Source organism: Sphingobacterium sp. xlx-96 (assembly GCF_011007365.1).
In the GTDB taxonomy this organism is placed as follows: domain Bacteria; phylum Bacteroidota; class Bacteroidia; order Sphingobacteriales; family Sphingobacteriaceae; genus Sphingobacterium; species Sphingobacterium luzhongxinii.
In genome coordinates this window covers 211,713-227,091 of the sequence record NZ_WFKM01000010.1, presented here as the reverse complement: position 1 = coordinate 227,091, position 15,379 = coordinate 211,713, and the positions used below count along the sequence as shown (strand labels likewise).

The following is a 15,379-nucleotide window of genomic DNA, read 5'->3' as shown; positions in this document are numbered from 1 at the left end:
GTTAATTTAAAGAGTTGTACTCCTGCCGGTAGAGATCATAAGCTTCACGTGCGCCCGAATGCTTTGGCGTCACTTCGGTCGAAGATACAAATGTCCTATAATATTTCAAAAAAAGATTTCGATCTTGGTTATATCTCCATTTCCAGATAGTGTTAGTGTTTTTTTTTCCGTTGTCTTCAACTATTAAGCGATGTAGTAAACTGTTGAATATAAAGTTGTTTATCTCCTTAACCATCACATTACAGCTTAATTGAATGTCTTGTAAAAGAGTGTAGGTTAACGTCAAGGGCTTTTCAATGCAAGGAGAATGTTCTGCTAAACCCAGTTTGATAGCATTCTTCGTGCCGAGTTTTCCAAAGCGATGAACCAAGCAATGTCTTAATTCACAAACCTTACTAAATTCATCAAGAGCGGACACCAAGGAGTTTGGTAAATACCCCTTTATGCCTATGAAATTTTTCAAAGATTCTGTCACATTTTTTTTACCAGCAAACGAAACATCTTCCAAAATAGCTTCGGGCAATAGTGAAGAGTGGTGTGTAATTGCTGCACCATAGGATAGCGGCATAGCTTCACAATTTTTTCTTGATTTTTCGTCTATTAGTATTGTTCTTCTAATTATTTCCCGCATATAGCTTTCAAAAACGGAAATACATCCTAAAACTACTAAATTTGCATTGAGCTCATTGAATCTTGCGGGATTAATAAGTAATATAAGTGATCTAATTTTATCAAAATATGTGTCTATAGGAGCTTCATCATTTTCTGCAAAACTGATGTCAAACATCAAACTTGTTGTTAAAGGATTTGAGTGCGATGTGTTATTCGCATCGATTACTAGTGTTGGAGAAGCCATTATATTACTATGTTAAAAATTCGTCAACAATTGAAATTACTTTATCTATTATCGATTGAGACCTTTTACCTCCTATTTTATTTACCTTCGTTAATTCTGACCTAGGATTTTGTATTGAGTAAAAATCTCTAATTTTCTTAAATTTTGCCTGTTCTACTGCAGTCTTTTGCAAAGGTGTCAAAGGTATGGTGTTGATATCTAGATTCATACAGCTTTCAAAAGAAGAAGGCATTATTAATTCTGCTCCGCAATTGTGACAGAACCTCTGATTGTCTTCAAATCGTATCGTTTGACATTTTGGACATGGGGGAAGGTTCAATTTTAGTTTTTCAATTTCTTCGGCCATCAATAAAGTTTGATATTTTCTTCTAAGGGGATGCTTTTTTTCTGGAGCTAATAGCTTCTCAAGTATTTTTGTACTATCAAACCCCTTTCCATAAGAAAAGGCATTAGCTTTAATAAGGAAGATTATATGCGGATTGAACCTAATATATTCCCTATCTTGACCATGACTAACATTGCTGGAGTGTCTATATAGTAAACCTGCCTCATTTAAAAACTGAATCATTCTATCTACCATTTTGTTATCATATACTTCGATGCCAAGGACCAAATTTTTTTGATTTGAAATGCTTTTGTTGGACTCAGTAATAGCGTTAATGATATTTTCAAAAAAGACGCTTCCTACTTCGATTATATTCGAGAATTGTGGTACTTTTCTTTTTAATGATAAGTATTCTGCCTTTATTAATGTCGAATGCTGATCAATAACTTCGTTAAATTTTGCTTGTTTGGTGCTTTTATTGGATTGAATATATGATCTAATTAAAAAAATAAATGCTCTGGGAATGCCAAAGGATGCATATTTCAGTATTTCGACTATTTCTTTGTCAATTGATTGCGTTATAGAAGAGAACCTTTTCTCAATCAATGTATCCATAAAAGAGCTGTATGCATTCATGTCCTCACTAACGTTCATCCAGCACTCCACCTTTTCAGCATCTTGTCCCAAGTGGAACTTCATCCCATATTCTGTAGTCCCAGGATATACAGATGCCTTAGGGGCGATTATCATACTTTTTAGACTAACAAAAATCTCAAAAAACTCTACTAAATATTCAGGGGTTAAAGTTAATGCTGCATCATCTAAGAGGAGAATAGCTCGCTTACGCTTACAATTCATAACGCAAGACTCTATAATATTTTTTAGTGATGAAACGCTTAATTTATAAAGAACTTCCTCATCATCAAAACGAAATAGTCCTTTTTCCGCTTGACCAATAAAATTCTCTAAATAGATTTTTCCTAGAAAATCTTCTATTAAAAAATCATTTAGAACTATCCCAGCCTTTTCAAGAAATTCATGGATTGCTAAAACAATCTTAGCCAGCACCCAAGTGTGAAATATTTTCTTAGCATTTGGAGCACTGGACATCAAAGGCTCAAGATGATAGTAGCGATTAAAACTGACGTAAAGAGAAACTGGTTTAGTTTTATCCCTAATACATTCCATATGAGCTAACAACATCTGGTGGGTTTTTCCAGTTCCTCTAGGGCCAACTAATAATTTTGCCCCTGTACCTTTAAGCTTCTTTTGTATAGTTTGAAAATATGCACTATCTACATACCAGTCTTGAACTTGAGTGTACTCTAGATAGTCACTTCTTTCTTCAAGCTCTTTTGTCTCCAGATTCATGATTTCTATTTTATTTTCGAATTTATGCTGATTGCTAAAGGTAATAATTCTATTATAGCTAATGTAACAATATAATATTGGTATTAAAAATTATTCGTAGTCCAAAAAGATTTCTTTTTAATAAAAGCTACAATGTGTGTAATTATTCTTCTGCCGTTAATAATTCGCTGACTAGACACTCTACCACTTTACCAACTCCCTTTGTCTTTTTTATTTTTCTTATTGGGTTGTCATATACTAATTCTGTTTGTTCTTCAAATCTTGCGGCAAATATCATTGCTCCAATCGCATGAGGCTTAGTACCTATTGGGGCAATCTTAAAATAAGCATCAGGTTTATCTCTTAAAAGTTTCTTCAATAGAAAATATACTTCTATAGCAGAGTTAGCAGAAGCATATTTTATATTCCTCCAACTTCCAGTATCTTTAAGTGGCTTTTGATTGCCCCAGAAAGCTATTTGTGGATATTCAACTCTAAATCCAGGTAGTCCAATTACAGGTATTACATTTTTGTCTGTGCATTCAACTTCCTCGAGAAGATGTATAAATCTTCCACCTTCAAAACCTAAGAGAGGAATAAGATATACATCTTCGTTGTCACGAGGAAAAACTTTTATGAAACCAGGTAATGGATTTATTCCTTGTATTTTTTCAGACAAGTCACTAAATACACCTTCGACTTTAAATTTCTTTACATCATATTCTAAGGGTTCGCTGTAAATTACGCGAATTGACTTAATCTTTCCTTCTGTAAAAATTGATATACATTGCTTTATCAATGGTGCACAGATTCTATTATCCAGACCAGTAACATCAATGTAAATATTATCTCTTTTAAAATTTTCTATCAATGCTGAAATTCCATCTAAATTCCTTAGGTGTACTTCCTTTCTTTCATTGCCAACCTCGATCAAATCATCTCCTTCAATCTTGTTAATTTTACAAAAGAGGATTTCTCCAGTTTCTTGGAGATCGATGTAACCGTTAGAACGATCTTCTGGAGATATCCCATAAATGTATAAAGCATTATTAGGAATGCGAAGCTCTTGATATGTATCAGTGACGTTAAAATACTTGTGGTAATTATGCATTATAATAATCTGCAAATAGATTCATTTGATTAGGAATAATTTGATTAGATATATCTTGTCCGCTAAACGATTTTCCCAAAATCATTTGAATACCAGAGTTCTGGTTCTTTATTAATTCCGCTATATCTTTAGATGTTAAGTCCATTTTTCTCTTTTTTCGATAGGAAAATTGAAAATAGGGGGAGTATAAGGGATGAATCATATAGAGAACGTCTTTTGTATCTTTCATATTCAGTTTGGTTCCAGGCATCCGAATCAGTGCTAAATTCATGATTGAAGCTGAGATAATATCTTTTAACTCTTCATTTTCATTCAGATCTGATATAGAAAACTGATTTTTTTCGGGAGCAACATCAGGATTCTGAGCAAGAAGTTGAAACACACGACCAAATCCTAATAAAAGTCTAGTAATTTGAGCACCATTCTTCCAAAGTCCTTCAAACTCAGTTAGATTCTTAAGTCCACATTCTTGCGCAGCGATGGTTTGGTCTTTTGGAGATATAGGTTCATCCAAAGATTTTCCCTCAAGAAGATGTTTTTCAAAGGCTTTGTGTACTAATTCCATTAAATATCGAATATTTCCATGTGATATCTTTATGTAAGTGTCCCATCCAGCATAATATTTTTGAATGCCTGCTGAACCGCGACCTCTCTTTATCATAAAAAGTAAAGAATATTTATAATTATTATATCTTGTATTGTAACTAGCTGTATCTTTTCGATATAATGAGTACTCTTCTTTTATGGATCGTTTATTTTTATTAGCCCAGTGTCCTAAAAAATATTTATATAAAGGTGTTAAATTTTTACTCGTGGGTATCTGTTTGTTTGCTTCTAAATATAAATCGGTATTTTCTACCCCCAAAAGCAGAGCCTCTTCTTCAACTGATAGACCAGGAAGGGCATCTTCAATATTGAAATTTTCTTTTCCTATTAAGTTTGATATACGGTGTTGACAAACTTTTGTGGCAAATTGATAAAACACCTCCTCGTTTGACGTTAAGTACTTCTCAATGTTTATCAATTTATAATCAGCAGGATCATTTAATTTCTCGGACGTGTTGAGTGTATGTTTTATACGCCATCCCATTTCTCTAACACCAATTTTAAACGTATATTTTTCGCTCGAATGCTTTATCAGTGTATTAAAAACTTGTTGTTGATAATCGTCGAGATTCTCATATTCATCAATTAAAAAATAGAAAACTTTATTCTTGAAGGGGTTATAGTTTAAGATGGCATTAGTCAACACATTAAATGGTTCACCAGCTAATGAGAGAGAAAGAGGTGCATCACTAGTTAGATTATTTATTTTAGACTGAAATTCATACATCTCAGTTTTTAAACTGTTTTTTAAATCATTAAAAGTTGTAATGTCAGAGTATATGGCAAGAGATTTCGCAATGTGAATGCAATCTTCTTTCGATAACATGTCATCATTTGGATTTTGGGCTCTATGCCATTCCAAGAATTGAATTATTTCATTACAAAGAATTAGATTGATGTAGTGTGAAAAAATTTTTATCCATATATCTTCCGATATTCCACCTCCTTTAAATGCTCTAACATGGTTCGTATTTATCCTATGGTATATTCCTATAAAGTCTATTTCTTTGTCAAAAGCATTTATATCCTTATTTCTTAATTCAAATTGTCCTTCATAAGATAACCCACGTAAGAGTGTCGTCTTTCCAGTTCCCCTTCCTCCCTCAACAACATATGGTCTACTGTCCTGTAGTGTTGAGAAGTAATACGGTTCTTCGAATAATTCATAAATTTTATTCTTCAACCATTCAGCTCTAAAACTACCAAAAGATTCATTTAGAGTTTTAAGGGTTTTATCATTCTCTATCATACTAATAGATTATTAATGGTTTCCAGTTTTCGGATTTATGTGTGTAAATAGCACTTGTTGCATCTGGCGTTCCATGTTGAAACGCAATGGAAAGTCCTTGACAAGCATAACCATAAATATCAACGGTGTTCGAACAATAAGAATAAATACTTAGTTCTTTCCCCTTTGTAAATAGAAAACTTTTTGCACTATTAAACAGATTGATATCTCCTCCCCAAGAGATACAATTTTCTTTTATCAAATTATATTCATCTCCTAAAATATGGTTGCAAATTAATTTCAGCCCCACACATTCTTTAAGAATTCTATCATAACCTCTCTGGTTGCAAATCAGTGGACAATAAATCGAAATTCTATCTTGAAGTAATTTGTTTAATTTAATTCCGTTGTGACTAAAATCATTCCAAGCTTCCTTTGCTTGTGTTCCTGTACCAACGAAATCATCAACAAAGATGATAGGAGTATCTTTAGATATCCTAGCAATGCTTTCAACCAAATTTGATGGTGATAATATTCTATTTTCAGAAATATTAAACACTTTTTTCAGTATACGAGCGAAATGTAGACCACTATCGGTAATATGATGTTTTTCACCGGGCATATATGAAAAAACAGCCTTTTCATATATATCTGTAACGTCCCAATTTCTTATAATGGTTTTTATATAGCATGAAGAGAGAATTAAGCACTTTTTTAGAAGCTCATTGATCATATCGTTAGAATAATATATAAATGAATTTAATAAAGCATATCCTATTCTCTTTTCTTCGTCCGTTTTAAAGTTACTTAACCAACCCTCATAATTTAACTTATTGTTTATTGGCCAAATTTGAACATCCTGAAAAAATGTTGAACGTTTTAAAACATCCTCTTCTAGCTTAAGTAATTCCATAAGTAGATCACTTTGCTTTAAGTTTCTTTACCTCTGCTGCGAGATCAGCGACTACTTTGGTTAGGTCGATGATGGCTTGTGTTTTTACTTTATCATCTTCTATGAGTTTTTCCAATAAAGCTTCTATTTTATTATCCGCCTCATATGTTATCGTTGGAAAATGATTTAAACTATTTTGCTTTGAAGTATCTTGGTTATGTTGAATATAGTATATAGCTTTCTCTTCATTGAAAGAACGAATAAATTCAATAGTTACACCTAATGCGTCAGCTAATTCTTGCAATGTCGGTTCTGGTATAGTCCACATGTTCTCGAATTCAGATATCCGTCTTTGGTCAAATTTGCTGTCGCATCTTTGTCCAACAGCTTCCTGTTTTAGCCCCATGATTTCACGAATCCTTTTGAAGTTCTTTCCTTCGTGTATTTTTTCTTCTTGGAATGCAATACTCATATTCTGACAGATTTAAATGTGTTCGGTATTTTACCGGTTCTTTACCATTTTTTTGCAAGTAATTGGTTTTTTACCTTTGATGTAAAGATACAATTATTTGCCGATATAGTCACGATTTTCAATACATCAATTGGTGTCCTAGAATGTAAATATTTGTCTTTTTGAATTAAAATAATAGATTTGCACCATCTTATAGGTGGATGCGCTTATGAGTCTTGTCAATGAAACGTGAGAAATTTCAAATGGAACAAGGCGATAAGTGGATCAAAACGCCCGTCGGCAATGGCGTGGCGTCCGCTTACTCGTTCCAGGGCTTCTCACGGCCTCATTGACAGTAGGTTGGATGTCACGCCATTGTTGGTTTCTGTATCTACTGTAAAGACTCGTTTTATAAACTAAACGAGTTATGATAAAGAAAAAAAGCAGAAGAAAGATTATTAAACCTCCTTAATCCTAAAGGAGTAGAAGTCATTATTGATGACTTAGGTCGTTGTATTTGCCAGTTATTAAACCGACAAAACCCAATTGTAAAACGCAAAGGTATCTACTCGATTTTATTCAGTTAATTTTTTATTTGAAACAGTGTGGCCTGATCGAGGATCAGGTACGTGTAGGTTGTTTATAAAAGTAACGCTCTGACCCGCCCTCATTAGGTCACACCTAATGAATCCAAAAACCTTGCTTGCAAGCTCTTTTGGACCATTAGAAAACAATTAATTTCCAAAAAAATGAAGAATTTTAATGGGGCAGGGAAGGGTATGCTCTTTCCAGAGCGATACACTCAAGCCTTATATCCTATAATCTTCTCGCTCAAGCCGCGAGAGGCTTCTCGTTTCCTTCGGAGATTGCTCCGCAATTTTTCCTTGATGAAAAAGGAAACAAAAACCGAAACGAAGTGTAGCTCAGCGAAGCTAAATCAAGGCGTTGAATGCTCGCCTAAATTTGGATTGAGAGTCCTAAAATCAAAAAACTCTCCCGATGGATCGGAATCAAACAGTTTTGATTTTCTTACGTCCTCTCCGTCCAAATTCTTAACGGCTGTGCATCCAAAGGCCGTGTCTGTAGGGACAGGAGACATTTATAGAAGATGTACTGATGTACAAAGAATATTTAATAGTAAGAAGAATTTCATAGTTTCAACGATTTTTTGTGTGTTGTTTAGTTCGCTTACGTTTACGCAGGCGGTCGCTCAGACGCAGTCGGGGTCTGTACTTCAGGGGGAGGTACGCTCGGCTGCCGATGGGCAGGCTATCGAAGGGGTGTCTATATCGGTAGAGGGGCAGAAGGCTTCGACCAAGACCAGAGCGAGCGGGATGTTTAATCTGGTGGTCCAAAAGGAAAAGGGCTATGCGGTATTTACCGCCGTAGGTTATAAAATGGTAAGGGTAGCCTACGATGTCGATGAGTCACTGGAGATCCTATTATCTACCGATAGCCGTGATATCGAAGAAGTGAATGTCGTGTCTACAGGATATCAGGAGCTTCCTAAAGAACGCGCTACAGGCTCGTTTGAATTTATCGACTCGGCGCTGTTCAATCGTAAGGTGTCTACGGATTTTGTCAGTAGACTGGAAGATGTAGTACCGGGGATATCTTCTGTCAAATATTTCAACAATAGAGGAAGTACGCTCAATATCCATGTGCGCGGTATCAGTACACTACAGTCCGAGCGCTATCCACTGATCGTGATAGATGGTGTAGCGTACGACAATCTTCTGGCCGACTATGGCAAGGGGCTGTTTAATAATATCAATCCGAACGACATAGAGAGTATTACTGTACTGAAGGATGCGGCTGCGGCTTCAATATGGGGAGCTCAGTCTGGCAATGGGGTGATAGTGGTGACCACCAAAAAGGGGAAGTTTAATAGCCCCGTTCAACTCGCCATAAATGCTAATGTGAGCGTCAAGAACAAGCCCGATCTGTATTATGTACCTCAGATGACGACCTCGGACTATATCGATGCGCAGCGCTACCTCTTTGATAAGGAGCGCTACAAATACAGATTTACAGATCGCTTTGATAATGTACAGCCCATTCTTTGGCTGATGCACAATGAGCAAATAGGCAAGATTACCGAGGGAGAGATGAATGGGGAGCTGGACAGGCTTCGGCAGATAGACGCTAGGGATGATTTTGATCGGTACATCTATCGTAATGGGGTCAATCAGCAGTATAGCGCGCAACTCCGTGGTGGTAATGATAAGACCAATACCATCTTCTCCCTGGGGTATGACAAAAATCTGGGCAGTGTAGTGACTTCGTCAAATAACAGGCTCAATCTGCGATCGAATACGCAGGTGCGTCCAATCACCAACCTATTGCTCGACCTAGGCCTTTGGTATACAGAGACCAAAAATATTGATAGTTATCTAGCGGTCGAGTATAACCGATTGGGCAAAGGTCTGGGCAACTATCCTTATATGGACATGGCCGATAATAATGGTAACCCACTTGTTGTAGATTTAAGTAGCTACACAAATACGTATCGGACGAGTGCAGCTGGAGGAAAGCTCCTGGACTGGAACTACCGCCCATTGGCCGAATTGTATGCGAGCCGCGAGACCCAGCGGGTGAAAGAACTCAATGCTAACTTTAACGCATCGTATACCTTGGGCGCTGGCTTTAAGGTCGGACTTATGTATGCTTTCAAACGGTCGATATCCAATTTTAGGATCTGGCAAGGGATGGATTCGTATGCACAGCGGGACATCCTAAATACGCATGCAAGCTGGGATGCCGCCAATAATGTAAAATGGAATATACCACTAGGAGACCTGTTGATGATCTCCAATTGGGATAGTCAGGTACACCATGGAAGGGCTACACTGGAGTACGATAAGAAATGGAAGGAGGTGCATACACTGTCTTTATTGGCAGGCTATGAGGTGCGTGCGGTCAATAAAAGTTTGACAACATCACAATATCATGGTTTCGATCCTGCTACGGGAGTATTTAAACCTGTGCAGTATGGTGTCAGGGTACCTTATATGAATGGTGCTTTCGGCACGATCAGTATACCGGACCGGAGCAGGTATGAGGACTTGAAGCATAATTATCTGTCTTATTTTGCAAACGGTGCTTATACCTACCTTGACCGCTATATCCTAAGTTCGAGTATCCGCAAAGATGCCTCTAATCTATTTGGTGTCAAAAGCAACGACCGCGGACAGCCCTTTTGGTCATTGGGTGGAGCCTGGTTATTGTCAAGGGAGGATTTTATGGAGGCTGGCCCTTTTGAGTTGTTAAAGCTGAGAGCGACCTACGGCTATAACGGTAATGCTAACAATACAATCTCGGCGTATCCGGTGATGAATATCGAGAGTGAGGTTCATTATGTGAGCGGTCAGTCTTATGCTATGATAAATAGGCCTCCGAATCCAAGTTTGCGCTGGGAGCGTGTTGATGTCTTCAATCTAGGGCTTGACTTTGCCTTGAAAGGTGGACGCTTGTCCGGTGCGGTAGAGTATTATGAGAAGAAAGCGGCCGATCTTATTGCACCGAGCGAGATAGACCCTACTACAGGCTTTACCAATATGGTGATGAATAGTGCTATTCTGAAGACCAAAGGCTGGGACGTATCGGTGAACATTGTTCCCCTGCAGATCGGAAAATGGAAGTGGAGCAGTAACCTCGTAATGACCTATGCGCGCACCAAGGTACTCGATTCATACGTACAGTTTGATATGGCAGAGCGCTATGTCAGTCCCGATCAGGGCAGTCGGATGACTCCTATCAAGGGGATGGATATCTATAGCGTACTGGCTTATAGATGGGCCGGATTAGATCCTGCGACAGGCGAGGTGAGGGCATGGTTAAATGGAGAGGTATCCAAAGATTATATCGGTATCGTCAATCAGAAGACCGGAGACTTATTGAATGTAGGGTCGGCCATACCGCTCTATGTCGGAAGCTTTAGGAATGCGGTACAGTACAAAGGGGTAGAGCTCTCCTGGAATATCGCCTACCAGTTAGGACATAAGTTCTTAAGGCGGTCATTTTCAAATGCAGACTTTATCAATAGTGGGTTTGGACATAGAGATTATGCAGTGCGCTGGCAGAAAGCCGGCGATGAGTCGCATACCGATGTGCCTGCCTTTACCTATCCCCATAATTCGTATGCGAGTCAGGTATACCTTGCTTCTACGGCACTGGCTACAGACGGGAGTATAGTTAAGCTGAGGGACATACAGCTTACGGTCAATATGCCTTTTCTATCCAGATACGGGCTGAAAAATTGCCGCAGCTATGCGTATTTCCAAAATATAGGGACCATCTGGCGTGCTAATAAGTACGGTATAGACCCGGAGTATGGGTTTAATATCCCAGACCCGATAATGTCTTCGCTGGGCTTGAGTTTTAATCTTTAATATAATGATTTCTGTTATGAAGTACCAAATAATTCTACCGACTTATCTACTCATTGTGCTCCTATGCAGTGCCTGTTCGGGACTGCTCGACGAAAAGACCGATATAAAAATGGTCATACCCAAAAGTCTCGATGATGCCGAGCTATTATTGAATGACTACACCACCATGAATATGGGATATCCGGCTCTCGGAGAGATGGGGGCGGATCAGTATTACATCCCCGATGAAACATTTGATGGGACGTTGAACACAGATCAACAGGGGTTTTACACTTGGACAGACCAGCCTTACACCGATGTGACTGTGTGGCAGCGCCCCTACAAAGCGGTGTTCAACGCCAATCAGGTACTGGATATGCTGGCACAGCTGCCGGAAGGGGGAGATCTGGCGAAGAAGAGCAGGCTACTGGGAGCGGCCCATTTCTTTAGAGCATTTGCATTTCAGCAATTGATCGAAGTCTTTGCGCCAGCTTATCAAAAGGGTAAGGCCGCTACCGACCTAGGGATTCCCTTGCGCCTCAATCCGGGTGTGGATGAACCGTCCCGCAGAGCCAGTCTCGAAGACAGCTATCAACAGGTGTTAAAAGATTATAATATAGCGGCCCGTAATCTTCCGGATGGCGAAGCAATCATTGGTCAGCCGCTACGTGCATCGGCTTATGCAGGTCTTGCGCGCGCCTACCTGGCAATGTCTGATTTTGAGCAGGCGTATCTGTATGCCGACTCGAGCCTGATGTTGCGCGGCGATCTGTTGGATTTTAATGAACTGGATAAAGAGGAGGATCTGCCTATACCTAGATTCAACAAAGAAATCCTGTTTATAGCGATGACCGGGGGATCGGGACCGATGAACTATAACAATAATATTGTAAAAGAGGCTTTCTACAACAGTTATGAGGTGTTCGATCTGCGAAAGCGTATTTTCTTTCAGGAGCGTGATGAACCCATCGGTACACAGCGTTACCGTGGCAACTATGACCGTAACAAAGCTTTACTTTTTGTGGGGCTTACCACCAGCGAAATGTATCTCACCAAAACCGAATCTGCTGTACGTACGGATCGGGTGGATGAAGCATTATCGACACTGAATACATTACTGCTGAAAAGATTCAGGACAGGAAAGTATGTGCCTATCACAGAGCGTGATCCTGATGATCTGCTGGCATTGATATTGAAAGAACGCGAAAAGGAACTGATTTTTAGGGGAAGGGGCTGGTCCGATCTAAAGCGGCTCAATCTAGATTCCAGATTTCAGAAGACACTATCGCGCACGGTAAAGGGTCGGTCATATACATTATTACCCAATAGCCTTCAGTATGCATTCAGATTGCCAGAGGCTGTAGTCAGGGTGGGAGGTTTACCGCAAAATCCACGTTAAAAAATCAAAAAATAAGACAATATAACCATGAACATACAAAATACACGAAAAATGAAACATAACATTTTTAATAAAATAGTTATCTGCTTGATACTAATACTGAGTCTAGCTCCTGCTTTTAGCTTTGGACAGCGAGGTCCATCAAAGGACCTGAGCCGTGCATTGCAGATAGGAGATAGTTTTACACCACCGCATGGACTGACGGTAATGCGGGGAGGTATGCAGGCTGTCGATTGGAAGGCGTTGGACAATAAGGTAATTGTACTGGATTTTTTTGACACCTATTGCGGTGCTTGTGTAAAGGCGATGCCAAAATTACAGCGGCTACAGGAAAAGTTGGGGGATAAGCTACAGATATTTACTGTCACCTGGCAGGACGCTTCTACAATAGAGAAGTTCTTTGGTTCCAATGCATATATGAAAGAGCATAAGGTAAACTTGCCGATAATCTATTCAGATTCGTTGTTGAAACCCTTGTTTCCGCATGCAGGTATTCCACATATAGCGGTCATATTCAAGGGAAAAGTAAAAGCAATTACGATGTCCGAGTTCATCACTGAAGAGAATATGCTGGGGCTATACGAGACAGGTGGTCTGAAAGTGCCGCTTAAGAATGATTTTGCAGATAGAGGTAATCTAGCCGGACACTTGATAGTGGGTGTCTTGGAGATGAAGGCAGGAACATTGATCTCCGGTTATCAGGACGGCGTGCCTTCCCACACACATGGAATGAAAACGGTGTTAGACAGTATTTCTGGAAAATATAAAACCTCGTCGTATAATTTTCCGTTATTGACGGTATTACGGCAGGCTTGGTTAAAGCTGAAGACACCGACCTATATCCCAAGGCCTGAAAGATTGGTCTGGAAAGTGGCTAGTCCGCAGCAGTATGATGATATAAATGGGGAGGGGGAAGTTTGGCTAGCCCAAAATGCAATCTGTTATGAGCGCTATGATCTTGTCGCGAGGGCAGATTCGCTACAAGGGAGAGTTATACTGAACGATCTACACAATTACTTCGGCATTCGTACATATTTTGACACGAAGGAAATGGACTGTCTGGTACTTAGACCATGTCCGGTAGTGCCCTATGAGGGGCCTGCGTTTAAAGAATTCATGAGTTATGAAGATAGTGGTGTGTTGGCGACGATGATTGATGTAACCTACATGTTTCCTCCTAGTGTAGATTTGGTAAAGAGTAAAACGAAAATAAAAATCGGAACTTATGAAAATTTGGATGGTCTGAATAAACAGCTCCGTGCCTACGGTATGGAAGCAAAAATTGAAAAGGCCATAATTGAAGTTTTTGTGGTTGAAGAAGTAAATTAGAATACACAGCAAGGGTATGGCTCATCACCATACCCTTGTTATCTATTTAGCTAACGCTTCTTGAGGAGTGAGCCTAACCTTATCTTGCTTTCAGCTTTACATTAGTGCTAGGTGTTCCTGCATTCAGTGCGATGATCATTTCATTTTGCAACGCATTGGTGATGTCAGGATTTCCAGCGCCGTCATTTAATGCCTGGATTGCACATATTGATTGTGGTGTGCCAAGGCAATTTGTCGGTTCTGAAACTACTAATGTATAGTGTGATGGCAGAGTTGGGTTAGAGCCGGTAAATTCAAACCAAGCCATTTGGACCTCCGATCTTTTCACTATATTTAATTCAGTTTATATTGGCTACAAGTGCGTACATCGTTCTAGAATAGCTGTACGTCTCGGCCTGCGGTGTTCCGTCTATCTTGGCATTGCTTTCTTTACAGCGCACACAGCAGGACTTTATATTTTTTCCCCGCGCCCACGGGGGAATACCGTAAATCTACGCCGTATCCGTTTGAACAGCGGCCGGTAGCAATAGCTTCGCATCATACCTACTAAATACAGCATAGGGTAGGTCTGCCCCCATGAGGGATGGCCTATGGCTGCGGAGTCTATCCGCAAGGCTCGGTGTCTGCCTGCTTGTGCTGTACCCGATGGATGATATGGGACTAATGCTGTCATTTTGTAAAGTTATCGTGTGACCGTGTTATCGTGTTATCAAGTTATTTAGTTCCTTAATGTTGATACTAAGTTCGGGGGGATTAGACGGTTTGGAGTTGTAATTTTCCTGTTTAAAACTTGTGTTTTTTCTACTTAAAAGTTGTAAAATTTATAGTTTACTGAAGTAGCTGGGATCCATGTTAAGATAGGAAGCGATACTTTTGCTCTGTAGGCGCAGTGCGATGTGCTTGTACCGTTTGTAGAATATTTTTTTTGCCTCCCGGGCAGGCAGCAATAGGAGTTTGGCGCGTGCCAGACGCTGGTATGCCCAGTAAAGCAACAGCTTGTGGTAGGATCGGATAAGATTGAGGTTGTTGCTCTTGCTCAGGATATGTACGACATCGTCGTGCTGTATATAGTAAATTGTCGTGTTCTCCTGTGCTTGCAGGGCGTAAGGGCTATTGCGTGCCGGATAGATGGCGATGTCGCGCTCGGCTATGAAATGGTCGATGGCATCACTTTCGGTGTTTATTTTGACCAGTAGGCCTTCGCTAATATAGATCAGGTCGTCTTCATCGAGCATCAGCGTCTGGCCTTTGCGCACATGGCGGTGCTTCAGTACAGCGCATATCTGCTTACGCTGTTCGGGAGAGGTGCTGATGTGTTGGTCTAAATGCCTGAAGTCAAAATTTGTCATGATCACAAATAGTAAGGGCAGATGATGGCAGAAGATGAAGGCTCCGTCTCATCATTGTTTATAGTAGATCAGTCAGATAGCTGTACTGGTTTTCGGCTCAGCAGGGCTATCCG

12 protein-coding genes are annotated in these 15,379 nt (G+C 39.5%); 3 read left to right on the top strand and 9 right to left on the bottom strand.

Features of this window, described 5'->3' with window-relative positions; genetic code table 11:
• Position 1 precedes the first annotated feature (1 nt).
• From G7B20_RS13745 to G7B20_RS13720, 6 genes are all read right to left on the bottom strand, one after another.
• Complete coding sequence (locus G7B20_RS13745) at positions 2 to 856, bottom strand: hypothetical protein (protein ID WP_164111987.1); 855 nt, start codon at positions 854 to 856, stop codon at positions 2 to 4.
• Between the two features lie 7 nt (positions 857 to 863).
• The gene (locus tag G7B20_RS13740) at positions 864 to 2,552 is read right to left on the bottom strand and encodes a zinc ribbon domain-containing protein (protein WP_164111986.1); all 1,689 of its coding nucleotides are present in this window, start codon (positions 2,550 to 2,552) and stop codon (positions 864 to 866) included.
• Between the two features lie 142 nt (positions 2,553 to 2,694).
• Positions 2,695 to 3,657 (bottom strand): hypothetical protein, encoded by a 963-nt coding sequence (locus G7B20_RS13735; protein ID WP_164111985.1) that lies wholly within the window; start codon positions 3,655 to 3,657, stop codon positions 2,695 to 2,697.
• Positions 3,635 to 5,497 (bottom strand): hypothetical protein, encoded by a 1,863-nt coding sequence (locus G7B20_RS13730; RefSeq protein ID WP_164111984.1) that lies wholly within the window; start codon positions 5,495 to 5,497, stop codon positions 3,635 to 3,637. The genes G7B20_RS13735 and G7B20_RS13730 overlap by 23 nt, the downstream gene beginning before the upstream one ends.
• 1 nt (position 5,498) lies before the next feature.
• Complete coding sequence (locus G7B20_RS13725; protein WP_164111983.1) at positions 5,499 to 6,389, bottom strand: hypothetical protein; 891 nt, start codon at positions 6,387 to 6,389, stop codon at positions 5,499 to 5,501.
• 7 nt (positions 6,390 to 6,396) lie between these two features.
• Positions 6,397 to 6,840 carry a helix-turn-helix domain-containing protein gene (locus G7B20_RS13720; RefSeq protein ID WP_164111982.1) on the bottom strand — a complete coding sequence of 148 codons (444 nt, stop codon included), beginning with the start codon at positions 6,838 to 6,840 and terminating at the stop codon, positions 6,397 to 6,399.
• Between the two features lie 728 nt (positions 6,841 to 7,568).
• Between G7B20_RS13720 and G7B20_RS13715 the strand changes: the two genes are divergently transcribed.
• Genes G7B20_RS13715 through G7B20_RS13705 form a run of 3 tightly spaced genes read left to right on the top strand, consistent with a single transcriptional unit; the run spans position 7,569 to position 13,917 of the window.
• Positions 7,569 to 11,210 (top strand): SusC/RagA family TonB-linked outer membrane protein, encoded by a 3,642-nt coding sequence (locus G7B20_RS13715; RefSeq protein WP_164111981.1) that lies wholly within the window; start codon positions 7,569 to 7,571, stop codon positions 11,208 to 11,210.
• A 16-nt stretch (positions 11,211 to 11,226) separates the two neighbouring features.
• The gene (locus G7B20_RS13710; protein WP_164111980.1) at positions 11,227 to 12,588 is read left to right on the top strand and encodes a RagB/SusD family nutrient uptake outer membrane protein; all 1,362 of its coding nucleotides are present in this window, start codon (positions 11,227 to 11,229) and stop codon (positions 12,586 to 12,588) included.
• 51 nt (positions 12,589 to 12,639) lie between these two features.
• The gene (locus tag G7B20_RS13705; RefSeq protein WP_164111979.1) at positions 12,640 to 13,917 is read left to right on the top strand and encodes a TlpA family protein disulfide reductase; all 1,278 of its coding nucleotides are present in this window, start codon (positions 12,640 to 12,642) and stop codon (positions 13,915 to 13,917) included.
• Between the two features lie 79 nt (positions 13,918 to 13,996).
• On the opposite strand, the gene G7B20_RS13700 is transcribed toward G7B20_RS13705, so the two are convergent.
• The 3 genes from G7B20_RS13700 to G7B20_RS13690 form a co-directional block, all read right to left on the bottom strand.
• A complete protein-coding gene (locus G7B20_RS13700) occupies positions 13,997 to 14,224 on the bottom strand; it encodes a hypothetical protein (protein ID WP_164111978.1) in 228 nt (75 codons plus the stop codon).
• Between the two features lie 144 nt (positions 14,225 to 14,368).
• Positions 14,369 to 14,590, bottom strand: a complete 222-nt coding sequence (locus tag G7B20_RS13695; RefSeq protein ID WP_164111977.1) for a hypothetical protein — start codon at positions 14,588 to 14,590, stop codon at positions 14,369 to 14,371.
• 148 nt (positions 14,591 to 14,738) lie between these two features.
• Entirely contained in the window at positions 14,739 to 15,266 is a 528-nt protein-coding gene (locus G7B20_RS13690; RefSeq protein ID WP_164111976.1) for a hypothetical protein, read from the bottom strand.
• Between the last annotated feature and the right edge of the window lie 113 nt (positions 15,267 to 15,379).